General features: G+C 53.8%; 22 protein-coding genes. 16 read left to right on the forward strand and 6 right to left on the reverse strand.

From position 1 onward, the window contains the following. Window positions 1–13: 13 nt before the first annotated feature. Window positions 14–622 carry a DedA family protein gene (locus tag CF651_RS28555; RefSeq protein ID WP_094018262.1) on the reverse strand — a complete coding sequence of 203 codons (609 nt, stop codon included), beginning with the start codon at window positions 620–622 and terminating at the stop codon, window positions 14–16. 344 nt (window positions 623–966) lie between these two features. Between CF651_RS28555 and add the strand changes: the two genes are divergently transcribed. Continuing rightward, window positions 967–2,013, forward strand: a complete 1,047-nt coding sequence (gene add / locus CF651_RS28560) for an adenosine deaminase (RefSeq protein WP_094018263.1) — start codon at window positions 967–969, stop codon at window positions 2,011–2,013. A 100-nt stretch (window positions 2,014–2,113) separates the two neighbouring features. On the opposite strand, the gene CF651_RS28565 is transcribed toward add, so the two are convergent. After that, on the reverse strand, window positions 2,114–3,991 hold the full coding sequence (locus CF651_RS28565; protein ID WP_094018264.1) for a sensor histidine kinase: 1,878 nt from the start codon (window positions 3,989–3,991) through the stop codon (window positions 2,114–2,116). After that, on the reverse strand, window positions 3,918–4,676 hold the full coding sequence (locus tag CF651_RS28570; RefSeq protein WP_218827882.1) for a response regulator transcription factor: 759 nt from the start codon (window positions 4,674–4,676) through the stop codon (window positions 3,918–3,920). Before CF651_RS28570 ends, CF651_RS28565 begins: the two co-directional genes overlap by 74 nt. A 219-nt stretch (window positions 4,677–4,895) precedes the next feature. On the opposite strand from CF651_RS28570, the gene CF651_RS28575 reads away from it, so the two are divergent. The 4 genes from CF651_RS28575 to CF651_RS28590 all read left to right on the forward strand — a co-directional run bounded on the left by CF651_RS28575 (window position 4,896) and on the right by CF651_RS28590 (window position 9,577). Beyond that, a complete protein-coding gene (locus tag CF651_RS28575; RefSeq protein WP_094018266.1) occupies window positions 4,896–6,233 on the forward strand; it encodes an ABC transporter substrate-binding protein in 1,338 nt (445 codons plus the stop codon). Window positions 6,234–6,351: 118 nt separating this feature from the next. Beyond that, the gene (locus CF651_RS28580) at window positions 6,352–7,245 is read left to right on the forward strand and encodes a carbohydrate ABC transporter permease (protein ID WP_245856196.1); all 894 of its coding nucleotides are present in this window, start codon (window positions 6,352–6,354) and stop codon (window positions 7,243–7,245) included. Then, window positions 7,245–8,135, forward strand: coding sequence for a carbohydrate ABC transporter permease (locus CF651_RS28585; protein WP_094018267.1), 891 nt, complete (start codon window positions 7,245–7,247; stop codon window positions 8,133–8,135). Before CF651_RS28580 ends, CF651_RS28585 begins: the two co-directional genes overlap by 1 nt. Window positions 8,136–8,167: 32 nt before the next feature. Then, on the forward strand, window positions 8,168–9,577 hold the full coding sequence (locus CF651_RS28590) for a sulfatase family protein (protein WP_094018268.1): 1,410 nt from the start codon (window positions 8,168–8,170) through the stop codon (window positions 9,575–9,577). A 218-nt stretch (window positions 9,578–9,795) separates the two neighbouring features. On the opposite strand, the gene sleB is transcribed toward CF651_RS28590, so the two are convergent. Next, window positions 9,796–10,440, reverse strand: coding sequence for a spore cortex-lytic enzyme (gene sleB, locus CF651_RS28595; protein ID WP_094018269.1), 645 nt, complete (start codon window positions 10,438–10,440; stop codon window positions 9,796–9,798). A 383-nt stretch (window positions 10,441–10,823) separates the two neighbouring features. Between sleB and CF651_RS28600 the strand changes: the two genes are divergently transcribed. The 11 genes from CF651_RS28600 to CF651_RS28650 all read left to right on the forward strand — a co-directional run bounded on the left by CF651_RS28600 (window position 10,824) and on the right by CF651_RS28650 (window position 23,716). Then, the gene (locus CF651_RS28600; protein WP_094018270.1) at window positions 10,824–11,186 is read left to right on the forward strand and encodes a DUF2294 domain-containing protein; all 363 of its coding nucleotides are present in this window, start codon (window positions 10,824–10,826) and stop codon (window positions 11,184–11,186) included. A 375-nt stretch (window positions 11,187–11,561) separates the two neighbouring features. Further along, window positions 11,562–12,647: an ABC transporter substrate-binding protein gene (locus CF651_RS28605; protein ID WP_094018271.1), complete on the forward strand. Its 1,086-nt coding sequence runs from the start codon at window positions 11,562–11,564 to the stop codon at window positions 12,645–12,647. A gap of 107 nt (window positions 12,648–12,754) precedes the next feature. After that, complete coding sequence (locus tag CF651_RS28610; RefSeq protein WP_094018272.1) at window positions 12,755–13,690, forward strand: nucleoside hydrolase; 936 nt, start codon at window positions 12,755–12,757, stop codon at window positions 13,688–13,690. A 30-nt stretch (window positions 13,691–13,720) separates the two neighbouring features. Beyond that, complete coding sequence (locus CF651_RS28615; protein ID WP_094018273.1) at window positions 13,721–14,542, forward strand: ABC transporter permease; 822 nt, start codon at window positions 13,721–13,723, stop codon at window positions 14,540–14,542. 5 nt (window positions 14,543–14,547) lie between these two features. After that, window positions 14,548–15,336 (forward strand): ABC transporter permease, encoded by a 789-nt coding sequence (locus tag CF651_RS28620; RefSeq protein WP_094018274.1) that lies wholly within the window; start codon window positions 14,548–14,550, stop codon window positions 15,334–15,336. Between the two features lie 20 nt (window positions 15,337–15,356). Beyond that, window positions 15,357–16,418 carry an ABC transporter ATP-binding protein gene (locus CF651_RS28625; protein WP_094018275.1) on the forward strand — a complete coding sequence of 354 codons (1,062 nt, stop codon included), beginning with the start codon at window positions 15,357–15,359 and terminating at the stop codon, window positions 16,416–16,418. Between the two features lie 49 nt (window positions 16,419–16,467). Further along, entirely contained in the window at window positions 16,468–18,174 is a 1,707-nt protein-coding gene (locus CF651_RS28630; RefSeq protein WP_094018276.1) for an adenine deaminase C-terminal domain-containing protein, read from the forward strand. 380 nt (window positions 18,175–18,554) lie between these two features. Beyond that, on the forward strand, window positions 18,555–19,046 hold the full coding sequence (locus tag CF651_RS28635) for a MarR family winged helix-turn-helix transcriptional regulator (RefSeq protein ID WP_094018277.1): 492 nt from the start codon (window positions 18,555–18,557) through the stop codon (window positions 19,044–19,046). Beyond that, complete coding sequence (locus CF651_RS28640) at window positions 19,043–20,938, forward strand: ABC transporter ATP-binding protein (RefSeq protein ID WP_094018278.1); 1,896 nt, start codon at window positions 19,043–19,045, stop codon at window positions 20,936–20,938. The genes CF651_RS28635 and CF651_RS28640 overlap by 4 nt, the downstream gene beginning before the upstream one ends. After that, window positions 20,935–22,827: an ABC transporter ATP-binding protein gene (locus tag CF651_RS28645; RefSeq protein ID WP_094018279.1), complete on the forward strand. Its 1,893-nt coding sequence runs from the start codon at window positions 20,935–20,937 to the stop codon at window positions 22,825–22,827. Before CF651_RS28640 ends, CF651_RS28645 begins: the two co-directional genes overlap by 4 nt. Before the next feature lie 16 nt (window positions 22,828–22,843). Further along, complete coding sequence (locus CF651_RS28650; RefSeq protein WP_094018280.1) at window positions 22,844–23,716, forward strand: YitT family protein; 873 nt, start codon at window positions 22,844–22,846, stop codon at window positions 23,714–23,716. Between the two features lie 210 nt (window positions 23,717–23,926). On the opposite strand, the gene CF651_RS28655 is transcribed toward CF651_RS28650, so the two are convergent. Both CF651_RS28655 and CF651_RS28660 read right to left on the reverse strand, forming a co-directional pair. After that, window positions 23,927–24,781: a formate/nitrite transporter family protein gene (locus CF651_RS28655; RefSeq protein ID WP_094018281.1), complete on the reverse strand. Its 855-nt coding sequence runs from the start codon at window positions 24,779–24,781 to the stop codon at window positions 23,927–23,929. A 90-nt stretch (window positions 24,782–24,871) separates the two neighbouring features. Further along, window positions 24,872–25,067 (reverse strand): Rieske (2Fe-2S) protein (locus tag CF651_RS28660; RefSeq protein ID WP_483869986.1); only part of this gene is annotated, 196 nt, incomplete at its 5' end.

Here is a 25,067-nt window from a genome sequence, read left to right on the forward strand (position 1 = left end):
GAGGGGCTTGCTGTTAAGCGGAGCCTCTCCTTTTTAGTTTATACGCATATTTCACGAGAACGAAGGCGGCCAAGGCGGAGCAAGGAATCCATAACAGCCTCAAACCGTAGTGGTGCACCATCAGCATAGCATCATCGACATGTCCGCCGGCGAATTGCCCGATCGTAAAGAAGAGCAGCGTCCAGACCAAGCCTGTTGTGTAAGAGATCATCGCATAGCGGCGGAAGGTCATTTGGTTGAACCCGACGATATACGGGACGACATGTCGCACAACCGGGAAAAAGTAGCTGATGACCAGCGCGAAGCTGCCGTATTTGTCGATCAGCCGTTCCGAGGTACGCAAATACTTGTCCATGTTTTTTTTCTTTCGCAATTTATTGAGAATGGGGGTCCCGATGAAACGGCCCAGCACATACCCGAGGGATAAACCGGAAATGACCCCGAGATAGGTCAGCAGAAAAGCCGGAAGCCAGAGAAGCAGGCCGCTTGCAGTCGCAGCGCCCCCGGTCATCACGATGACCTCGTCAGGGATCGGCATCCCTACAATCCCGAGCCACAGCATAAAAAATAGTGCGGCATATCCATACTGCCCAATCAGGCTGAGCAGTGCATCGTAGCTCATGATTTCGTCGCTCCTTCACACATAAGGTACCGCTAATCGTGAGCGGTGCACTTTACCAGCATACAGATTCTGGATGCCGGATTCAACTGGCTGAGGTTGGGGGGCGGGGCTGGACCTGAGGCGGGGACTTGGATGAGAGTGGTATTTGCGGAACCGGCTGAAATAGGGTCGGTTTTTTGTGTTCACGTTATGAAATATTACACATAAGTTGGAATATGAAATTTAATGTTAAATATATTGACATTACAATGACATGAGAGTAAAGTGAATAAAAATATTGAAAAGTCGGTCTGTCGCAGCTGTAGTTTTTAGTTATCGATCAAGCTGAGGAGGAGTGATCTGTTATGGATAAGCAAGGAAGTTATAAGCTGCTGCATCAATTGCCTAAGGTGGATCTTCATGTGCATTTGGACGGAAGTGTAAAGCCCGAAACGCTGCTGGAGCTTGCGCGGGAGCGGGGGGTCCGCTTGCCTGCAGCATGTAAGCATACGCTGATTCCTTTCATGCAGGTCGAGGACAGCTGTGCGAGCTTGAAGGAATACTTGAGCAAATTCGATTTTGTGCTTCCGTTTCTGCAAACAGGAGAAGCGATTGAGCGTGTCGCCTACGAGATTGCAGAGCAAGCGGCAGAGCATAACTGCCGTTATGTTGAAGTCCGCTTCGCGCCGCAGCTGCATCGCAGCATGGGGCTGTCTGCGGAGGAGACGATTCGCTTCGTGCTGGACGGCTTGAAGCGCGGAGAGCGGGATTTCGGTATCAAAGCCCGTGCCATTGCGATCTGCATGCGGCATCATGGACGCGAGGACAATCTGGCCGTGGTGAAAGCGGCAGCCCGTTATGTAGGTCAAGGGATGGCGGCCGTCGATTTGGCCGGAGATGAAGCCTCCTTCCCGCCGGAACTGTTCCGCGAGGTGTTCGCCCTGTCCCGCACGCTCGGGATTCCCGTTACGATCCACGCCGGAGAAGCGGGCGGTGCCGATAACGTCTACGAGGCGGTCACGCACCTCGGTGCTGCCCGGATCGGGCATGGCGTCCGTCTGAAGGAGAATCCCTCGATCCTGGAGATGGTGCTGGAGCGCCGCGTGCCGCTGGAGATGTGCCCGGTCAGCAACATTCAGACCAAAGCGGTGACGGATTGGAATGTGTATCCGATCCGGGAATATTTTGACCGCGGGCTTCTCGTGACGGTGAATACGGATAACCCGATCGTATCGGGTACGAATATTACGAAGGAATACGAAATTTTGGCCGAAAAGTTCGGCTTCACGGTGAGCGAGCTGGTCAAGCTCATTATGAATGGGGTGGAGGCGGCTTTCCTGGAGGATAGCGAGAAGCAGTCGCTGAAGCTTGATTTTGAACAACAACTGCAAGCACTCGGTGTGGCCTATTAACGGGCTACCATCCTGCTGCAAGCAAGCTGAGGCAACCTCCCTTACGCGTAGGGGAGGTTGATTTATGTCCCTCGGCCATATTGAAGGATGGCGAAGCTGTTTATTCTTGGTGCTGAGGGAAGAGCAGGTCAATGCAAGTGCCGCGGCCTTCATGGCTGTAGATACGCAGCAGGGGATCATCACCATCACCGGGACCATACTGCAGGGCGAGCCGCTTGTACGTGTTATAGAGGCCCACATGGTCCGAGGGGAACGTATCCGATCGGAACGTTGTGCGCAGCTGTGCCAGTCTTGCTTTGGAAATACCGGGACCATTATCCGTTACGGTTACACGGAGGTGAGGCCCTTGCAGCCTGCATTTGATTCTGATACGCAAATCGGATCGATGCTCCAGACCGTAGCGGATACTGTTCTCGATCAAAGGCTGCAGACTGATTTTCATGACACGGCAGGCCTCGAGCTGTTCGTCAGAGTCCCAGACGACGTCGATTTTGTCCGGGAACCGGGTACGCTGAATATGGACGTAGCTCCGCACATTCGCCATTTCGTCACGAAGCGGAACCAGATCATCGGTTGTCCGCACCGCATATTCCATCAAACCGCTTAGCTGCTCGATCATCCGGCAGGCATCGTTAGGCGACTGGGTCAGCTGGAACGATTTCCAATAGATCGAGTGCAGCGTGTTGTACAGAAAATGCGGATTCATTTGAGACTGAAGCGCCCGGAGCTCCAGCAGCTCCATCTTTGCCTTGCGCTCGGATAGCTGGATTTTGACATATTTATGCTCCAGGAAAGCTTCCAATATGGTCTTGACGATCCATTCGTACAGGTCGTTGATTTTGCTTGGAATGGTCGGCATCGGCTGGTTGAACTGTTCCGCGGACTCCAGAATACGGACAATTTGCTCGATTTGCCGGTAGTTTCTTCGGGTTGTCCACAGCGCATAGACCGAGCTGAACAGCAAGGAAACGAGACACAGCGCGATCGTCATATAAATCAAAGTATGCGGCAGGCTGTACAGCTCATTAGTCGGCACGACCGATACGAGATCCCACCGCAAGCGCGGAAGCGACTTGGCGATCACCAAGGAATCTCCATGTTCAAAACGGACCAGCCCGTCCTCGCCCTGCAGCTGGCGGCGTTCTGCGGGCAAAGGCACCTGGGCGCCGGCATTGGCGGACGTGACCAGAGGCTCTCCCTCGGCATTCGCGATATAGAAATATCTTTGGGGCAGCTCATCGAAATAATGAAACGAGGTTTCAAAATACGAAGGCCGCACATTCATGACAATGAGTCCCTTGTTGTAGCCGGGGTAGCCGTAAGAAAAAGGCTTATAAATCGTCAACAGCCGGGTGGATTGGTTGCCAAAGCCGTAGGCGCTGGTCTGCCGAACCTCAGTAATCATCTCCTCCTTGCGGGAGCGAAGGTCGGCGTACCGCTCGAACCAGGACGTGTCGTCCGACAGGCTGATTTGGGTCAGGCCTTCCCTGGAGCTGAGGAAGCGGCCCTCCGGATTTTCGTAATATATATACACCGATTGAATGTAAGGCTTGGAGTTAGCCGGCACATCGATGACATTTTTTAAGTAGTAAAGCGCTTCCAGATTCTCGTAAGAGAGTGTTGTTCCGGACAAAATACTTTTGAGCCGCAATGTAATTTTCGGATCCTTATCGAAGGACAGGCTTAAGGAGTCCACCTCCGATGAAATGACCTGTGCCAATTCGTTCAGCTGGTTCAGCTGGTTCGCGTTGCTCTGCTCCACATTGTTGCGGATGTACCAGTTCGTAATGAAAATCGACAGCGTGCCGAGGATCAATAACGGAATGAAGCAAGGGATCAGGATACGGATCAGATGGCTGACAAAAAACTTTCGCTTCAGCCGGGAATCAACGAAAGAGGGCAGCTTATTGCCCGTGGCGGTACTGCCCCGGAGTTTTGCCGTAAAATTGCTTAAAAGAGCGGATAAAGTTTTTGGCATTCGTGTATCCCACCATTTCGCTAACCTCGAAAGCCTTGAAATGACGGTCCTTCAGAAGAACCAAGGCTTTATTCATTTTGACGGAGTGGACGTAATCGGAAAATTTCGCTCCCGTCATCTTCCTGAAGTAAGAGCTGACGTACGTTGGGTTCATATGGACATGCTTGGCCGCTGCTTCCAGCGTAGCGGTACGGATGTCGGCTTCAACAAAGGCGATAATTTTATGAATCACCGGGTCATCCTGATTGTATAGAGTTAAGGCTGCGTTCGCAACCGGTTCGTTGGTATCCAGGGTGCCTGCTTCCAGGTCCAGCTCTGATTTCAGCGCGAGGAGCGCGGAATGCAGGTCGTCAAATTTGGCCGGCTTCACCAGGTAATGCCGGACACCGCAGCTGATGGCTTGCCGCGCGTGCTCGAAATCACGCAGTCCGCTCAGCAGTACGACGCGAATGGGAAGCTTGCGGTCAAAGATTTCTTTGGCCAGCTCGATGCCGTTCATGAAGGGCATTTTGATATCGCAGAGCAGGACATCAATAGGATGGGCGAGCACATGCTTCAACGCTTCCCGTCCATTATTCAGTTGAGCCGTTAGTTGAAAGCCTGTCTGTTCCCACGGAAAACAGCTGCACAGCGTATTCCGCGTTTCGGTTTCGTCGTCAACAACCGCCAGTTTATACATCGTCATTCCCCCTCCCTCATTATACAAAATGGGTCAAGCAAAGGAAATTGAACACCCCAAACCGAACAAAACAAACGTGTTTTCCAAAGAAATGATACCTTTATGGGGTGGATCAAAAGTTTGGAAGCGCTTTTACCAAAGTGAAAGCCTTTTTTGCTCTCGTAAATCATGTTACCGTGAATTCAGAAGCGGAATTAGAAATGAAATTGTAAGGGGGATGCAGGGATGAAAAAGAAAACGCGTTTGGTGGCAGGGCTGCTGCTCTTGTCGATGGCTTGGATGACAGCGTGTTCAAGCGGTGCAGGCGGCAGCGGGGATGCCGGCGGTGCCAAGCAGACGGATGCCGGAGGGAAATCGGACGGCAAGCAGACGACGCTGCGCTTTGCCTGGTGGGGAACGGATCCTAGACACAAAGCTACGCTTGCGGCAATCGATGCTTATATGAAGCTTCATCCGAATGTGAAGATTGAAGCGGAATATATGGGCTTCGACGGATTCAACAAGAAGCTGTCCACACAGTTCGCAGGGAAGACGGCACCGGACTTATTCCAATATACGTATGAATGGACCGTGGAGCTTAGCGATTTCCTGCTGGATCTCAATACGGTGAAGGGGACGATCGATACGTCCAAAATTCCGGCGGATACGCTCAAAGCGTTCGGCTCCTACAAGGACAGGCAAATTATGATTCCGTCCGGCGTGTTCGCGGCGACGACCATCACGAACCAGGATTTCCTGCAAAAGTTCGGGATTCCGGCGGATACGGTCTGGACGTGGGATAAAATCATCGAGGAAGGCAAGAAAATCCACGAGAAGGATAAGAACGCTTACTTGATGACGGCGGACATTGATGTGATCAACAAGCTGATTCTTCAGCCGTACGTGCTTCAAAAGTCGGGCAAAGGCTGGGTTAACGATGATTACACGCCGGGCTTCGACCGCACGCAGCTTGTCGACGGACTTAAATATTTATCCAGCCTGTACAGCTCCGGTACGATGGAGCCGTTCGGAGACAGTACGGCCTTCGTCGGCAAGATGGAGCAAAACCCGAAATGGGTCAAGGGCGAAATCGGCATGCTGATGGACTATGTACAAGCGCTGGATAAGTACAAGCAGGCGCTTCCGAATGCCAAGGTCGGCGTGAGTGCTTTCCCGGAAAGCCCGAATGCGGTTCAGTCCGGCAATCCGCTTGTAGCGGGTACCGGCTTCGCGATTGCGAAGGATTCGAAAAACCAGGAGGAAGCTGCGAAGTTTCTGAACTGGCTTATCAATGACAAGGAAGCAGCTCTGCTGCTGACGACACAGCGGGGAATTCCGGCCTCGACGTCGGCTCGTACCGCGCTGCAGGAGTCTGGCAAGCTGAATCCGGACATTTCCAAAGGGCTGGATCTGGCTTCCGCGAAGAAAACGACCGCTCCGAACGTCGTCAGCACGAATGCGGAGCTGGCCCAAATCGTGAAGGATGCGATCCAAAAGCTGATTTACAACAAAATGACGGCGGAGCAAGCCGCTGACGAGATTATGAACGGCTTCACCGCCAAGCTGAAGGAATTAAAGCCATAGCTGGAATCGAACAGGTTCTTGAGGAAGAGTGCCGCCTGATCGGGCGGCGCTCTCTTTTTTTAGCTTCGACACACGCTCAGAAACGACGACTCTGCTACAAGAAAGGAATGCCGCAGCCTTGAAAAAGATCATGAATGCACACGCTTGGTGGGGTTTGTTGTTCGTATCGCCCTGGATTATCGGGTTTCTCTGGTTTCAACTCTACCCGCTGCTCCTCTCCTTCTACTATTCGTTCACGGACGCTACGGTCGTCAAACCGGGGAAATTCATCGGGCTGGACAATTACGCCAAGATGCTGACCAATGACAAAGATTTTTTGCCGTCGCTAAACGTAACGCTCATTTATTCCATCATCGCCGTACCGGCCAAGCTGGCCTTTGCTCTGTTCATAGCCATTCTCTTAAATATCAAGAGCCGAGCTATCAACCTGTACCGGACGATGTATTACTTGCCTTCGATTCTGGGAGGAAGTGTCGCGATCTCCATCCTGTGGAGGTTTCTGTTCATGAAAGAAGGCGTCGTGAACCAGACGCTCGGTTATTTGCATATTCCGCCCATTAACTGGCTCGGCAGCCCGAATGTGGCTCTCGGCACGATCAGCCTGCTGGTCGTCTGGCAATTCGGGTCGTCCATGGTACTGTTCCTGGCCGGTCTGAAGCAAATTCCGGGTGAGCTGTATGAAGCGGCTATGGTGGACGGTGCAGGCAAGTTCCGCATGTTCAGGCAAATTACGCTGCCGCTGCTGACACCGATCCTTCTGTTTAATCTGGTGATGCAGACGATCAATGCGCTGCAGGAGTTCACCGCTGCGTTCGTGGTCACGAACGGCGGACCGTTGAAGGCAACGTACCTGCTGGGCTTGAAAATTTACGACGAGGCGTTCCAGAACATGAAGATGGGCTATGCGTCCGCGCTATCCTGGTTCCTGTTCGCTATAATTTTGCTGCTGACCCTGTTGATCTTCCGTTCCGCCAGATCCTGGGTCCATTATGAAGACGGAGGGAAAAGCTAATGAGCATTCCGGCACCTTCAGTTACGGCTGACAACCGCCTTCGCAAACAGCGGAGCGAGACAAACAAGAGATGGGGAACGCATGCTTTCCTGCTGCTGTTGGGCTGGATCATGGTATACCCGTTGGTGTGGCTGTTATTCAGCTCCTTCAAGACGAATGCGGATTTATTCGGGTCGCTTCAGCTGCTGCCGTCCGAATTCGTATGGGATTCTTATCTCAAGGGCTGGGCGGGGACGGGGCAATATTCCTATGCAGTCTTTTTCAAAAATACGTTCTTGCTAGTCGTCCCGACCGCGCTGCTAACCGTCTTGTCCAGCGTGCTGATCGCCTACGGCTTCGCCCGGTTCACGTTTCCGCTGCGCAACTTCATGTTCATTCTGATGATTTCGACGTTGATGCTGCCGCATTCGGTCATTATTATCCCGAGATATTTAATCTTCCGCCATCTGGATTGGCTGGACAGCTATTTGCCGTTTATTGTGCCCGCGGCTTTCGGCTGCTTCCCGTTCTTCATCTTTATGATGGTTCAGTTTATCCGGGGGCTGCCGCGGGAGCTGGATGAATCGGCGGTTATGGACGGCTGCAGCCCTCCGGGCATTTTGTTCCGGATTTTGCTGCCGCTTAGCCTGCCGGCATTGATCTCGGCCTCTATTTTTCAATTTATTTGGACATGGAACGATTTCTTCAATCCGCTGATCTTTATCAACAGTGTGAAAAAATTCCCGATCTCGCTGGCTCTTCGCATGTCCATTGACTCTACGGGAGGCACGGTGGAATGGAACCAGATCATGGCGATGTCCGTACTCGCGGTGCTGCCGCCCGTTCTGCTATTCTTTTTCTCCCAACGGTATTTCGTAGAAGGAATTGCGACTACCGGCATCAAAGGATAAAGAGCACAGAGGAGAGGAGATGAACAAGTGTCATGGGCGATGCACAGCAATCAAACAACGTACAGAAGAGTAAAGCCAGACCGAATGTCATTGTGTTTTTCACGGATCAGCAGCGCTGGGACACAGCGGGCTGCTACGGCAACCCGCTTGGGCTGACACCGAATCTGGACCGGATGGCCTGGAAGGGGACGCATGTGGCCGAGGCGTTTACGTGCCAGCCGGTCTGCGGTCCGGCACGCTCCTGCCTGCAGACGGGGCTGTACGCCACGGCTTCCGGCTGCTTCACCAACGGGATTCCGCTGCCCGAGGGGACGCGCACCTTGGCGGACTGCTTCAACGATGCAGGGTACGATACCGCCTATATCGGCAAGTGGCATCTGGCCAGCACGCGTACGGAGCCGGTGCCGGAGGAACGGCGCGGCGGCTATAGGTATTGGCTCGCGGCAGACTCGCTCGAGCATACGTCGGACGCATACCGGACCTTGCTGTACAACGCAGATAACGAGCCGGTGAAGCTTCCGGGCTACCGGGTCGATGCGCTGACCGATGCGGCCATCCGGTATGTGGCCGATGGGCGTCCGGAGGAGAAGCCATTCTTCTTGTTTCTTTCCTTCCTGGAGCCGCATCATCAAAATCACCGGGACGATTATCCGTCACCGGACGTATACAAAGGCAAATACGCCGGAGGGCAGTACGTTCCGCCGGATTTGGCGGCGCTTGGGGGAACGGCCCATCAGCATCTTGACGGCTATTACGGCATGGTGAAACGGCTGGATGAAGCGCTTGGCCGGCTGATGGATGCGCTGAAGAGTCTCGACCTGCTGGACAATACAGTGATTGCGTTCACCTCGGACCACGGCTGCCACTTCAAGACGCGCAACAGTGAATATAAGCGCTCCTGCCACGAAAGCTCCATCCGGGTACCGCTCGTCTTCTCTGGCCCGGGCTTCGACGGCGGCGGCAGTGCCCGCGAGCTGGTCAGCCTTATTGACCTGCCGCCGACCCTGCTGGACGCCGCAGGCATTGCGGTGCCGGAGCAGATGCAGGGGCGGTCCCTGCTCCGGCAGCTGCGTCATCGCCATGAAGGCCGGGATAACTCCGTCTGGCCGGAGGAGGTGTTCGTCCAGATCAGCGAATCGCAGGTTGCGAGGGCGATTCGTACCCGCCGCTGGAAGTACGGCGTCCATGCCCCTGAACGGAACCCGCTGCGGTATCCGGGAGCAATGCAGTACATGGAGCAGTATTTGTATGATCTGGAAGCGGACCCGTATGAGCTGACCAATCTGGTCCAGCTCGAGTCGCATGAGGAAGTGCGCGAGAGACTGCGGGAACGCTTAATCCGAAGGATGAACGAAGCGGGGGAGGCAACGCCGGATATTGTTCCGATGCTTCCGGTCTCCTCGGGCCAGCGGAGAGTGCTGCCTGGCGAGCTGGAGCAATAGCTGCTGCAGCAACCGGAGCCGGAGTCGGAATAAACGGTTCATGGCATGCCGTGCCGTGCGAATGAGTTTCTGCTGCGCGGGAAACATAAGAAGACCTCAATCGAGGGCTTTCGAAGATGAGCGACCGCGCTCAGCGGTAGGTTTTATTGCCAATAGGAAAGCAGAGTTCCTATATGGTAAAAAAAGCCCTGCTTCCAATGGAGGCAGGGCTTTACGGCTTATTTTGCAAAAATGTGTCTACCGATCTTCACGGTCTGCGGACGCGACCAAATCCAGGCGCTTGTCGCCGTATCCGGATTAAAGTAATAAAGCGAATTGTTCGTAGGATCCCAGCCTTTGACTGCATCCTCCGCGGCCAAATAAGCTTGACGGTCCGGCGTCAGCCAGTATTGACCGTCATCCACTGCCGTGAACGCTCTGGGCTGGAACACGACGCCCTGAACCGTATCCGGGAACTGTCCGGATTGGACCCGGTTCAGAACGACGGCCCCGACAGCGACCTGACCTTCATAAGGCTCGCCCCGCGCTTCGCTATAAATAATTTTGGCTAATATATCGAGCTCGCTGCGATTGACTGAATATTTTCGAAGCATAGCCCATGTATCGTTACCGGCATAGCCGTCTGCTTTAAGTCCGTAAGCTTTTTGAAATTGGCTGACGGCGGTGGCCGTATTCATGCCGAACTGACCGTCCAGCGGTTGGGTGTAATATCCCATCACCTTTAATCGAAACTGCAAATCCCAGACGTCTCCGCCTGTGCTGCCCGGCTTCAACAGTGCTGCCGCCTGTGCGCTTTCGTTAGGTCCGGCTATATTCACAAAGCACAGTGCGAGTGCTATGAGAAGCACTTTCCAATGTTTCATGAGACAACCACTCCTTTCGGATTCCCATTATAGGGGGAGGCTGGCTGGGGTTTCAACACGCACATATTGGAAAGAGGCCGTAAATCCTTGCCGTTCAAGGCTTTGCTCCAAAGGTGAGATGCCGGACTTTTTTCGCTTGATGCCCGACCAAGATGAGGTAAGGATGTATGCGGCGGATTTTTTTGATGATGGGCGAAGCGGCTTGGTGTGAAGACAGGAAACGATATTCGGAAAAATAATTGTTTTTCCAAAATATGGTCGTCATACGACAGGAAATGTACAATAAAGCCGAACGATTTACTTGATAAAATCTCAAATCTTATGTATTATTAAGATTAGATTAATAGCCAATACAGGTCAATTATTTGCTAGAAGGTGATCCTGTGTCCCTCGCAGACTCTAATGAGTACAAGAAGAAGCTATGTCATCTGTACAACGAAGTCTCCAAGGAGCTGTTCGGATTCGGCACTACGCTGCTGAAGGCATCGATTGACCAGAACATCATCACTTTTCTTGCCAGACACCGCCGATCTCCCCGGTCCACCGCTTTGGAAGGGGAAGCCCCGACATTGAAGCACGAAGTGGACTTTTATATGTCTTCTATTTACAAGAAGCGGATGCGGGAGAGGCTGGAGCAGGAATTCGGGCTGTCTATCGAAGCGGTGCTCAGGGACTATGATCCCTCGACGCAGTGGGCGATCACGAACATCATTCTTATCGACACTTCCAAGAAGCCGGGCGATTAAGCAGTGCCGCAGGCTGACGGATAACGTTTGAACTCAATAGCGTAACCGGCGTTTCTCTTTTGATCTATCTTAAGAGGAAACCATCGTTTGGCAACGGATGTCGCTTTATCATTGTTTACAATGAAAAGTGCTCTTGTTAGAAGTTTTTTATTCTACCAAGGGACACTTTTCTTTTTTTTGTAGAAAAAGCAATGATTCACGGGCGTCACTTGCCCAGGTATTTACCGGCGGCAGCGGTAGTCAACTATAGCAGCATGGCCGTACACCGGTATAGTTTCGCGGGGGACATGGAATTCTACTGGTAATCATTCACATCAAGAGGGGTTCAATGCTTTACAAAACATACTTAACCATTTACTCAGGAGGACGATGAAGATGAAGAAAAAAATGATGGGCGGCTTGCTTTCCCTATCTCTCGTAGGACTTGCACTCAGCGGCTGTGGAGCGGCTCCGGCGAAGGAGCAGGGCGGATCGGCAGCAACAACTCCGGCGCCGAAGGGAGAGCCGACACAGCTGGTCATTTCCACATGGGGCTTCTCGGACGACTTCTTCAAAAAAGAGGTGTATGCGCCTTTTGAGAAGGAGCATAACGTCAAGATCGTGCTGGAGATCGGCAACAATGCAGAGCGCCTCAACAAGGTGCGTCAAGGCAGCTCGAACGTCGACCTGATCTACTTGTCGGATTATTACGCGCAGCAGGCGATCGAAGCGGGGCTGTTCGAGAAAATCGACCGCAGCCGCATTCCGAACCTGAAAGATATTTATGATGTGGCCAAAGCGCCGCTTGGCGAAGACTACGGTCCTGCCTACACCATCGGTCAATTGGGAATTGCCTACAGCCCGAAAGCCGCAGGCAAAGATATCAAGTCCTGGAGCGACCTGTGGAGTCCGGAGCTTAGCAAGAAGCTGACGATCCCGAACATTACCTCGACGAGCGGTCCGATGATCCTGGATGCGGCGTCGACGGTAGCGGGCAGCACGTCCTTTGATGCGGATAAAGCTTTTGCCAAAATGAAGGAACTGAACAAAGGCGTCGTGAAATATTACGGCCAAACCTCCGAATTCGTCAACATGTTCGCTCAAGGCGAAATTGCGGCAGGGCCAATCATGGAAATGTACATGAAGGATCTGAAAGCGGCTGTGCCGGATGCGAAATTCGTATCGCCGTCTGAGGGCGGCTATGCCATCATGAACACGGTCAACGTGGTCAAAGGCAGCAAAAACAAGCAGCTGGCGGAAGATTTCATTAACTGGCACCTGAGCAAGGAAGTGCAGGAGAAATCCGCTAAGGCGAAGATCGACTCTCCGGTCAATACGACGCTTCAGCTGTCCGCAGAGGAATCCCAAGGCATCACGTACGGTAAAGACGTCGTCAGCAAGCTTCGCAAGCTGGATATGAAATTCGTCAACCAGAACCTCAAAGGCTGGATTGACCGTTGGAATAAAGAAGTAACCCAATAATTCGAGCTTAGAACGTTAGGCTACGCACGAGGACAAGGGCATATCGCACGCTAAACCGGCATGTGTCCTTGTTTTCTTTTTGAGTGGAGCTGGAGGAGGGGTGGACTGTGAATACAAAGAAAGTCATTCTCGATGTCGATACGGGGGTGGATGATGCGCTGGGTATTCTTCTGGCCGTGAAAAGCGGACGGATGGACATCCTTGGGATCACCACGGTGAACGGGAACGTCTCACTGGAGCAGGCAACGCTGAATACACGCAAAATATTGCAGCTGCTGAATGTGACTGACAGCATCCCTGTCGTTCCCGGCGCTGCGAAGCCGTTGATGCGGTCGTCATACTTCGAGCACCGGGTGCATGGGCAGGATGGGCTCGGCGGGGCGCTGCGCGACATGCCTGTTGCCGTGAAGCCGGCAGAGGGACATGCTGTCGATTTCATCATCGATCGGGTAAGCCGAGCGCCGGGCGAGGTAACGCTTGTGATGACGGGACCGCTGACCAATCTCGCGATCGCCGTGGTGAAATACCCGGAGCTTGTGCAGCAGGTGAAGGAAGTCATTTTCATGGGCGGTGTCGCGGGCAACTTCGGCAATGTGACACCGGTTGCTGAATATAACATGTACGTCGATCCGGAGGCGGCCAAGATTGTGCTGCACGCCGGCTTTCCGCTGCTGACGATGGTCGGGCTGGACGTCACGCGGCAGGCGCTTCTGGCGGATGAGCATATCCGCGAGCTCGGCGATACGCCGATCGGGCGTTATGTGGCGGAAAGCACGCAGGATTATATGAAGCGCTATTCCGAACGCAACGGCGTCCGTGCTTGTGCGCTGCATGATCCTCTCGCAGTGGGCGTCGCCCTGAGCAAGGAGCTGGTCACGACCCGGCATTACTACGTGGACGTGGAGACGAGAAGCGACCTGTGCGATGGGCAGACGGTATGCGACTTCCAGAGCCGGCTGGGCCAGAAGCCCAATGTCCAGGTGTGCATGGAAGTGGATGCCGGGGCTTTTCTCCGATTGTTTGTCGATACGCTGCGAGTATAGCCATCTTGAAAGGAACAGGAGAAACATGACATGAAAAGTAAGTATATCGCTTTGTTGCTGCTGCCGGGCTTGCTGTTCCTGGCGGCGTTCATGGTGATCCCGATCCTGCTGACGATAGGTTCGACCTTTTTCCAGGGCGGGCGGTTCACCCTTGAGGGCTATCTGCATTTTTTCAAAGATCCGTATTTCTTGAAAATATTGTTGACGACGCTGCGCGTCAGTCTCGTTACGACGATTTTGTGTATTGCCGTCGGGTTTCCCGTGTCGTATTACATTTCCAAGCAGGGGCCCCGGTTGAAGGGGATTTTGCTGGCGCTGGCGATCTTTCCGCTGCTGACCAGCTCGGTCGTCCGGTCGTTCAGCTGGATGATCATTCTTGGTAAAAAAGGGCTGCTCAACAACACGCTGCTCACGATCGGGCTCATTCGGGAGCCGATGGATATTTTGTACACGCCGACGGCGATGATGATTGGTCTTATTCATTTGTTTTTGCCGCTCATTATTATTACTTTGGTCGGTGTCATGGAGAATATCGACCCGGACCTCATTAAAGCTGCGGAAAGCCTGGGTGCGAGCAAGTTCAGCGCTTTTTGCAAAATCATCGTACCGCTCAGCGTGCCCGGTCTCATTATCGGGAGCATTCTGGTGTTTGTCGGCAGCCTGACGGCTTATACGACGCCGGCTTTGCTTGGAGGGAAGCAGAGGGTCATCTCCACCTTCCTGTACCAGAACGCCATTACACTGAATGATTGGTATTTGGCTTCGGTGATTGCGACGATTATGATCGTCATTACATTCGTCGTCATTGCGCTGATGAACAAACTGGCTGCGAAACTAAATCCGGGAGGGTAGAACGTATGCAGGAAAAAAATCGGGGATTAGGCCTGTTTACGCTTCTGGTCTATTTGTTTTTGCTGGGTCCGCTGCTGATTATTGCTGTTGCTTCCTTTGAACCGAGCAGCGTATTGAAATTTCCGCCGACAGGCTTTTCGTTGAAGTGGTACCACAACATTTTGGAAGTGACGATGTTTCTGAAGACGTTCAAGACGTCCATCGTCGTCTCGCTGATCGGCAATCTGCTGGCGCTCTTGATCGGCGTTCCGGCCGCTTACGCGCTGAGCCGCTTTCAATTCAAGGGCAAGGATGCGTTGAATGCGATCTTTATTTCTCCGGTGCTCATTCCCGGGATTGTGCTTGGCTTTACGATGCTCAGATACCTTATTGTCGCGTATCAGCTGCCGATCTATGCGGCGCTGCTGATCGGACACACCGTGATTATGCTGCCTTTCATTATCCGCGTGATCGCGTCGAGCCTGGCGAACTTCGATTTTGCCGTCGAGGAGGCGGCTTTGAGCTTGGGTGCAGGTCAGCTGGAAACGTTCTTCAAGGTGGTCCTGCCGAATATCAAATCGGGGATTATTGCAGCGGTGCTGATTGCGTTTCTGGAGTCGTTCAACAACGTGGACATTTCCGTCTTCATGACCGGACCGGGTGTCAGTACGCTGCCGATTCAAATGCTGACGTATGTCGAAAATCATTTTGATCCGACGATTGCCGGGATCTCGGTGCTGCTGATGATCTTCACGGGCATCTTCATGTTCATTATTGAACGGCTGATGGGATTGTCCTACTTTACCAAACGATAACGATAACGGAGGCTTTCGACATGGCATTGCTTACTTTGGAAAATATATCGGTTGCCTATGACCAGAACTATATATTGAAAGACTTCAACCTGAGCGTGGAAAAAGGAAGCCTGATCTCGCTGCTCGGTCCGAGCGGCTGCGGCAAAACAACGACGCTTCGCCTTATCGCCGGCTTCCTGGAGGCGAAGGACGGCCGCTTCGCGCTGAACGGCAAGGACTACACGCGGGTGCCGGTCAATAAACGGAACTTCGGCTTCGTGTTCCAAAGCTATGCGCTGTTCCCGCATTTGTCCGTGTACGATAATGTGGCGTTCGGCCTGCGTCTGCGCAAGGTGAACGACAAGGACATTGCGCTGCGTGTTGGCAAAATTCTGGAAACCGTCAGTCTCGCCGGCTTCGAGAAAAGGTTCCCGAAGGAGCTGTCCGGGGGTCAAAGACAGCGTGTTGCGATTGCCCGCGCGCTCGTTATCGAGCCGGATCTGCTGCTGTTTGACGAGCCGCTCAGCAATCTGGACGCGAACCTGCGCGTGAATATGCGGGTGGAAATCCGCCGTATCCAGCAGGAGCTGGGGATTACGACTGTTTACGTATCCCATGACCAAGAGGAATGCTTCTCTATCTCGGATCAGGTGGCAATCATGAATAAGGGGATCATCGAGCAGCTGGACCGCCCGTCTACCATCTTCAAATACCCGAAGACGGAATTCGTGGCGCGGTTTATCGGGTTCAACAATTTTATTGAGTTTGATCAAAGGCAGGAAAACGGCGCGGACATTGAGCTGAAGGTGAAGGATTATACCTTTTATGCAGCCAAGCATCCGGGGAAAGCGGAGCAAAGCGGCCGGAAGGGCGCGCTGCGTCCGGATGATCTGGTGATTGGCACGCCGCAGGAGCTGGAAACGGGACCGAACCGTCTGACAGGCCGCGTAAAGGTAAGCACCTTCCTCGGAAGAAGCTACCAGTATGTCGTTGAGACGGAGCTGGGGGATTTTACAGTGAACAAGGAAATGGAGCTGCCTTATGCAAGCGGGCAGGAAGTGCGTCTGTTGTTCCCTGCCGAAAAGCTGGTGCTTGTGGATTAAGGTGAGGTGCTGAACTTTGGCGCTAGCGTACTTGGGAGGTGCAGACATCATGCGCGTGGATTTATTAATCAAGCGGGTTCGCATTTATAACAGTTATTTCAAACGATTTACCGAAGGCAACGCAGCGATCCTTGATGGCAAGTTTTTGTATATCGGGGAGCGTGGGGAAGAAAGCTTCGAGGCGGCAGAGATGCTGGACGGGCAGGGCAGGTATTTGCTTCCCGGTCTGGTCGACATTCATCTGCACATTGAGAGTACGATGGTGACGCCGGCGACGTTCTCGCACGGACTGATTCAGAACGGCGTGACGACGATCGTGCCGGAGCCGCATGAGATGGCCAACGTGTTCGGGTTGGACGGAGTGAAGCAGATGATTCAGGCGAGCCGGGATTGCGTAGCGGATATGTTCTACGCGATTCCAAGCTCGGTGCCTGCGACATCGATGGAAACGACCGGAGGCTCGATCGAGATTGAGGATTTGGATGAGCTGCTCCGGACCGAGCGCATCCAATGCCTCGGCGAAATTATGAACTACGTGGACGTAATCACAGACCCGGATTGTAAGACGAATCGGATTTTGCGGCACATTCAGGAGCATTACCCGCATCTCATTATTGAGGGTCATGTGCCGAAGCTGCTCGACCTCGATTTGCATCGTATCATCTATAGCGGCGTCGATTCAGATCATACGCATCAATCGATCGAAGGAATGGAAGCGCGGATCGCAGCGGGTATGTTCATTGAGATTCAGGAGAAGTCCATGACGCCGGAGGTCATGAAGTATTTAATCGAGCAGGACGTGTCGGAGCATTTCTGCTTTGTGACCGACGATGTGATGGCCGATTCGTTTCAGCGCCGCGGGCATCTCAATCATATCGTTCGCAAGGCCATATCGATGGGGATGGCGCCGGAGCAAGCGATTTATGCGTCGACGTTCACGCCCGCCCGCCGGATGCGGATGTATGACCGCGGCGTCATTGCCCCTGGCAAAATCGCCGACTTCCTGCTTGTGTCCGAGCTGGAGCAGCTGGCGATCGATCAGGTGTATAAGCAAGGGCGTAAGGTATACGATACGGCCGAGTCTTATGAGCCGGCCGTGAGCCAAGGGGCGTTCCCGGCGCATTATTATGAGAGCGTGAAGCTGCCGCTTCTGACAGAGGCGGACTTCAACGTAGCCGTCGAAGCGGAGGATGGGCGCCATGCTGCCCGCGTCATGCTGGTGAAGGACGGCTCGACCTTCACGGAGGAGCATCACGCCGACGTGGAGGTGCAGGGCGGACAGTTGCGCTGGCAGGACAGCGGCTTCGGCCTGATCGCGACGTTCGAGCGCTACGGCAAAGGCGGCAGCCGCGCCTACGGCTTGATCGGCGGCGATACGATCCAGCGGGGAGCGGTGGCGACGACGTATTCGCACGACAACCACAACCTGCTCGTTGTGGGGCATAGTGCCGCCGATATGCAGCTCGCCGCCAATGAGGTGATCAAGCACCAAGGCGGGTTTTGCGTGGTGGAGGATGGCAAGATCCTCGCCTTTCTGCACCTGCCGGTTGGCGGTATCCTGACCGAGGCGCCGCTCTCGGAGACGGCAGCTGTGGTTGAACAGCTGTGCCAGGCGATGTTCTCGCTCGGCTACAAGCACTACAACCCGATCATGTCGATCAGCACCCATTCGCTGCCGGTCAGTCCGGCGTTGAAGATTACCGATCATGGCCTCATCCTGGTGAATGAGGGCCGGGTTGTGCCGTTGCTGGTTTAAGAGGTTTATGCGTTCGGAAGCCGTGAGCTGGATGCAGCGGATGAAGAATGAGTAAGGTCGTGCCTTGCGCCGGAACCATGGTTCCGGCGGAGGGTGCGGCCTTTTTTTGTTTAGGGCGAGGGCGGTGATACCGCCAGCTCGATGGCCCTTACCCCGCCGGGATAACTCAAGGTTAAATGGAAATCAAACTACTTTCTAAGGATAAGAGGACCGTTTTTGAGACAACCCGTGATACTTCTGTTATTCATGCACACAATATGGATGAAACGATGCCCCTCCTACAAATTGACAACGTTCAATGCTAATGCATATAATTATATTACTAAATAATTAGTTAACCTATATATTAGTTGACCTATGTAAAATGGGAGGTGGATTGGATGGGAGGAGACATGAACCCTGCAGCACAGGAGCTGATGCGGGCTTTCCGGCAGTTTGGCCGGGCTTCCTGGCAGCACAGGTCGGTAGACGGGATGAAATCCAGCGAAATGATGACTTTATTTTGCATCAGAAGACATATGAAGCCTGACAGCTCGGGGATGAAGGTGTCTGAGATCAGCGGCCTGCTGCAGGTGACTTCCCCGACGGTGACGCAGATGATCAATAGCATGGAGGAGCAGGGCTTGGTGGAGCGGGCGATGGACCCGTCCGACCGTCGGGCGGTCCGCGTCAAGCTGACGGACAAAGGGGAACAGCTTGCAGCCAAAATGTCGGAAACGATGTCGGCATCGTTTAATGGGTTGGTGGAGCATCTCGGTGAGGAGCAAAGCCGCCAGCTGGCGGTGCTGCTGAATAAGGCGTGCGAATATTACGATGGGAACCCGCTGAAACCGAAAGATGCTTCCGGATCGAACGGAGGTGGCGAGGAATGAAAAAGCTGTTCGCCTTCCTCAAGCCTTACCGGCTGCCGATCGGCTTCGTGCTGGCGCTTGTATTTTTGCAGTCGCTGTCGGATTTATATTTGCCGACCTTGATGTCGGACATTGTTGACCACGGGATTGTACAGGGGGATACGTCGTACATTTTTAAAATCGGCGGCTTTATGCTGCTCGTCGCTGCGGCCGGCGGGCTGTGCTCCATTGCGGCAAGCTATTTTTCCGCGAAGGTAGCGGCAGGCTTCGGCAAGCTGCTGCGCGGCAAAGTGTTCACCCACGTGGAAAATTTCTCGCTGCAGGAGTTCGATAAGCTTGGTACGGCATCGCTGATTACCCGGACAACGAATGATATTACCCAGGTGCAGCAGGTACTGACGATGATGATGCGGATGATGGTCAGTGCGCCAATGATGTGTATCGGAGGAATTATTATGGCGGTTTCCAAGGACGCCAAGCTATCCCTTGTCATCGTTGCGGTCATCCCGGTGCTGGCTGCGGCTATCTTCCTTATTGCGCGCCAGGGTATGCCGTTGTTCAAAGCGCAGCAAAAGAAGCTGGACCATCTCAATCTGGTCCTCCGGGAAGGATTGACCGGCATTCGCGTCATCCGTTCCTTTAACCGGATCGAGCACGAGCAGACGCGTTTCCGCGCGGCCAATCGCGATCTGACCGATACGGCGACCAAAGTCAACCGCATCATGGCAGCGATGATGCCTGTGATGATGCTCGTCATGAATTTGGCCTCCGTCGCAATCGTTTGGTTCGGGGGCATTCGCATCGACGGAGGGCATATGCAGGTCGGGGATTTGATGGCTTTTTTGCAATATGCGATGCAGATCATGTTTTCCCTGATTATGGTATCGATGATGTTCGTTATGATCCCGCGCGCATCCGTATCGGCGGCCCGAATTAATGAAGTGCTGGATATGGTCCCGGATATGAAGGATGGGGACCGTGCTCATGCCGAACAGGCGCAGCTTCACAAGGGATATGTGGAGTTTCAGGACGTGGCCTTCAGCTACCCGGGGGCGGAAAAACCAGCCCTATCCGGCATTTCCTTTCATGCCCGACCGGGGGAGACGACGGCGATCATTGGAGGCACGGGATCGGGGAAAACGACGCTGATCAGTCTCATTCCACGGTTTTATGATGTAGACCAGGGGCGTATTTTGGTCGATGGGGTTGATGTGCGGGAGCTTCCCCAGGCTGATCTTCGTTCCAAGATCGGCTTCGTGCCCCAGAAGGCGGTTTTGTTCACCGGAACGATTGCGGATAATATCCGATACGGCAAAGAGGGCGCCACGATGGATGAAATCAAGCATGCCGCAGAGACCGCGCAAGCGAGCGGCTTTATCGGTGAGATGAAAGATGGCTACGATTCCGTTATCGCCCAAGGCGGCACGAATGTATCCGGAGGGCAGAAGCAGCGGCTGTCCATCGCTCGCGCGTTGGTGAGGAGGCCGGAAATTTATGTGTTCGACGACAGCTTCTCCGCGCTGGACTTCAAGACGGACGCTTTGCTCCGCGCTGCTTTGAAGCGGGAGACCGGCGAGGCGACAGTACTGATCGTGGCGCAAAGGGTCACGACCGTGATGGACGCAGACCGGATTATTGTGTTGGAGGACGGGGAGATCGCCGGTATGGGTACCCATAGGGAGCTGATGAACATCTGTGCGGTATACCGCGAGATTGTTTCCTCGCAGTTGTCGGAGACAGCGCTGCGGGAAGCGATGGGAGCGGAGGAGGCTGACAGCGGGAACGGTGAAGGAAGCCTCTCCGATGCGGGAGGATCAGCGCAGCAGACGGAAGCTGGTTTCACCCTGCGAAATTCAGCGGATGCTTCCGAAGCCGGTTTCGTTTCGCGAAACGCTAAGGAGGGAACGTCATGAGCGAGCAAAGAAGAGGACCGGGAGGCTTTGGCGGCGGTCCCGGCGGTCCTGGCGGCAGGCATGGAGGTCCTGCCATAGGGATGCCGGTCCAGAAAGCCAAAGACTTCAAGGGGACGCTCCGCAGGCTGGCGGGTTACCTCAAGCCGCATCGTTATGCGCTGCTGACCGTGCTGGCTGCGGCGATACTCAGCACCATCTTCAGCACGGTCAGCCCGAAAATTCTCGGCAAGGCCACAACGAAGCTGTTCGAGGGTCTGATGCTGAAGGTGAAGGGCGTACCGGGCGCCGAGGTGGACTTCGGTTATATCGGGAACATTCTGCTCATCCTTATTGTGCTCTACATGGTGAGCTCCATCTTCAGCTACATCCAGCAATATATTATGGCGGGCATCGCGCAGCGAACAGTATCGGACCTGCGTAACGAGGTGAACGGGAAGCTGTCCCGGCTGCCGTTGAAATTTTTCGATTCCCGTACGAATGGGGAAATCCTGAGCCGCGTCGTCAATGACGTAGACAATATCAGCAGCACGCTGCAGCAAAGCTTGACGCAGCTGATCACTTCGCTCGTCACGGTCGTCGGGGTGATCGTGATGATGCTGACGATCAGTCCGATCCTGACGTTGATCGTCGTCTTGACGCTGCCGCTCAGCCTGATGGTGACCAAAGGTGTCGCTTCGCGGTCCCAGAAGCATTTCATGGGGCAGCAAAAATCGCTCGGCGAGCTGAATGGGCACGTCGAGGAAATGTACACCGGACACCGGATCGTGAAGGCGTTTGGCCGCGAAGCCAAGTCCGTCGATACGTTCAACGAGATTAATGAGAGGCTGTATCAATCCGGCTGGAAGGCGCAGTTTATTTCGGGGATTATTATGCCGCTCATGAGCTTTGTGAGCAATATCGGTTATGTGCTCGTCAGTGTAGTCGGGGGCATTCTGGTGACGAAGCGTTCGATTGAGATTGGTGATATCCAGGCGTTCATCCAGTACACGAGACAGTTTTCGATGCCGATTACGCAGCTGGCCAATATTGCGAATATTATTCAATCGACCATTGCTTCCGCAGAACGGGTGTTTGAGCTACTTGATGAGCAGGAGGAAGCGGCCGAGACGGCCCATCCTCAGGTGATTCAGCGGGCGCGGGGCGAAGTGCGGTTCCAGGACGTCCGCTTCGGCTACAAGGAGGATGAGCTGCTCATCGACAGGATGAATATCGATGTGGCATCCGGGCAGACGATAGCTATCGTAGGTCCGACAGGGGCAGGGAAAACAACGCTCATTAACCTGCTGATGCGCTTCTACGAGCTGAATGACGGCCGGATCACGATCGACGGCACGGACATTACCGAGCTGCAGCGGGGCAGACTCCGCAGTCTGTTCGGTATGGTGCTGCAGGACACCTGGCTCTTTAACGGTACGATTCGTGACAACATCGCATACGGGCGCGAAGGGGCGACCGAAGAAGATGTGATTCGCGCGGCCCAGGCGGCGCATGCAGATCATTTTATCCGAACGCTCCCCGAAGGCTATGATACGGTCCTGAATGAAGAGGCATCGAATATATCCCAGGGCCAGAAGCAGCTGCTGACGATTGCCCGCGCGATCCTCGCCGATCCGTCCATTCTTATTCTGGATGAAGCGACGAGCAGCGTCGATACCCGGACCGAGGTGTTTATCCAGAGGGCGATGAATGAGTTGATGAAAGGCAGAACGAGCTTTGTGATCGCGCACAGGCTTTCTACGATTCGGGATGCCGATATGATCCTTGTAATGAATAAAGGCACGGTCATCGAGAAAGGGACCCACGAGGAGCTTCTGGCTCAAGGCGGCTTCTATGCCGATTTATATAACAGTCAATTTATGGGGAAAACTACTCAAAAAGACGTCGGTTAACATCACGGAGGGGTTTATGGCGGAAGGGAAAGCGCATAGAAGAATAACGGTGATCGGGTTTCTGCAGCGGTTTATTTTTATTACGATCGGAGCTGTGATGATGGGGCTGGCGCTGGAAGTATTTCTGGTGCCCAACCAGGTCATCGACGGAGGCATTGCCGGACTCTCGATCATTATTTCGGAGGTAACGGGGTTGCCTCTAGGTCTGTTTATTTTCGTCCTGAATGTGCCGTTCCTGCTGCTCGGCTACAAGCAAATCGGCAAAACGTTCGCGATCTCCACTTTATACGGGATTGCGGTCATGTCCATTACGACCTCCTGGCTGCACCATGTCGATGCGTTCACGAACGAGAAGCTGCTGGCCGTATTGTTCGGAGGGGTCATCCTGGGAGCGGGCGTCGGGCTTGTAATGCGCTTTGGCGGCTCGCTTGACGGGACGGAGATTGTCGCTATCCTCATCTCCAAAAAAACGAAAATTCCCGTCGGGCAAATTATTATGTTCATTAACGTCTTTATTTTTATTGTGGCGGGCTTTGTGTTTGGCTGGGATTCGGCGATGTATTCCATCTTTACGTATTACATTGCGTTCAAGCTGATTGATATCGTGGTCGAGGGCTTGAATGAATCCAAGTCGGTGACGATCATCTCCAACGATTATGAGGAAATATCGGAAGCGATTATGGACCGGCTGGGGCGCAACACGACGTTTATTTATGCCAAGGGCGGGTACAAGAAAGAAGACATTCAGATGATCTACTGTGTCGTTACACGTCTTGAGGTGGCGAAGCTGCGCAGCATCGTCCAGGAAATTGACCGCAGGGCGTTCATTGCGATAGAGCATGTGTCGGATGTGATGGGCGGTAATTTTGATAAAGCGGATATCCATTAACGATGCCGGCAGGCTGCAAAAAAGGGGCGGTTCTGGGTGCACGGATGTGCCCGGAACCGCTTTTGCTCGCTTGAATTGCACATCAGCCTGAATGGACACAGCCCCAGCAGCCGCCCGGATGCTTGATGGCATGAAAAAACAGCTCTCCTGCAGCAAGGTTGCGGAGGCAGAGCTGTTTTTTGTGTGATAGTGCAGCGCACCTTGCCGGCGTTACAGCTTGATGACCTTGCCGTCAAAGGCTGCTTGCGGCTCCTTCTGCGGAGCTGGGGCTTCCTGCGCTTTTGTTTTTTTGCTATGCGTGAAATACAGCATCATCCCTGTGAAAAGCACGCCCCCGACGAAATTGCCGAGCAGTACGGGGATTTGATTCCACAGCCACCAGCCTCCGAAGGAGACGTTGGCTCCATACAGCATGCCGGCCGGAATGACGAACATGTTGACCACCGCGTGCTCGAAGCCTTGGGCGAAGAAGGTCAGGATCGGCAGCCACATTGCGATAATTTTCCCTGTGGTGGACTGCGAGGTCATGGCCATGACGGCGCCTAGCGTCACCATCCAGTTGCACAGAATCGCCTTGATAAATACAGCGAGCAGACCGTCCGTGCCGAGGGCCGCATAGCCGTTCGTTTTGGTTTCGGCCGCTTTGATGATCGTTTGCACGATCGCGTTGCTCGTGTGCCCGAAGTTGGTTACCGCGGCATAAAAGAGCGCTGCATAAGCGACCGAGCCGATCAGATGACCGAGAATGACCCAGGCGAATTGGCGCAGCATCCGGCTTGGCGTCGTTCGCTTGCTGAGCACAGCCAGAGGAATGAGCGCGAAGCTGCCGGTGACCAGCTCGAGTCCGAGCAGAATAATCATGACGAAGCCGACGGGGAACACAAGGGCGCCGACCAGTCCCGTGTTCGTCTGGGCTGTAGCGGTAAATGCCAGCGTGGTCGCGAAGGCCAGGATGGCGCCTCCCAAAAATCCGCGAATGAGCATATCCTTCACCGATTGATTCGCTTTATTCTCTCCGGCTTGAATCATCTGCTCAACGACTTGCTCGGGTTTAATGTAGTCCATAAATGCTCTGCTCCTTTCATCAGGCCGCCTCGGGCCCGTGTGTGCGCACTTGTGGAGGGTGTGAAAAAAGAAACGGGAAAGCCCGGCCTTTTAGGAGGCCAAGCTGTTTCCTTTTTCCATCAGTAAAACGACGTTGCCTTGCTCATCTACATTCACGGTAAAATGCTGTACACAGCCCTCGTCGGGCGCTTGAACGAGGCCGTCGTTCAGGTCGATCTTCCAATCGTGCAGCGGGCAATACACATGGTGATCAACAACCTGTCTCTTATACCCATCTGACGCTTCG

Source organism: Paenibacillus rigui (assembly GCF_002234615.1).
In the GTDB taxonomy this organism is placed as follows: Bacteria; Bacillota; Bacilli; order Paenibacillales; family NBRC-103111; genus Paenibacillus_S; species Paenibacillus_S rigui.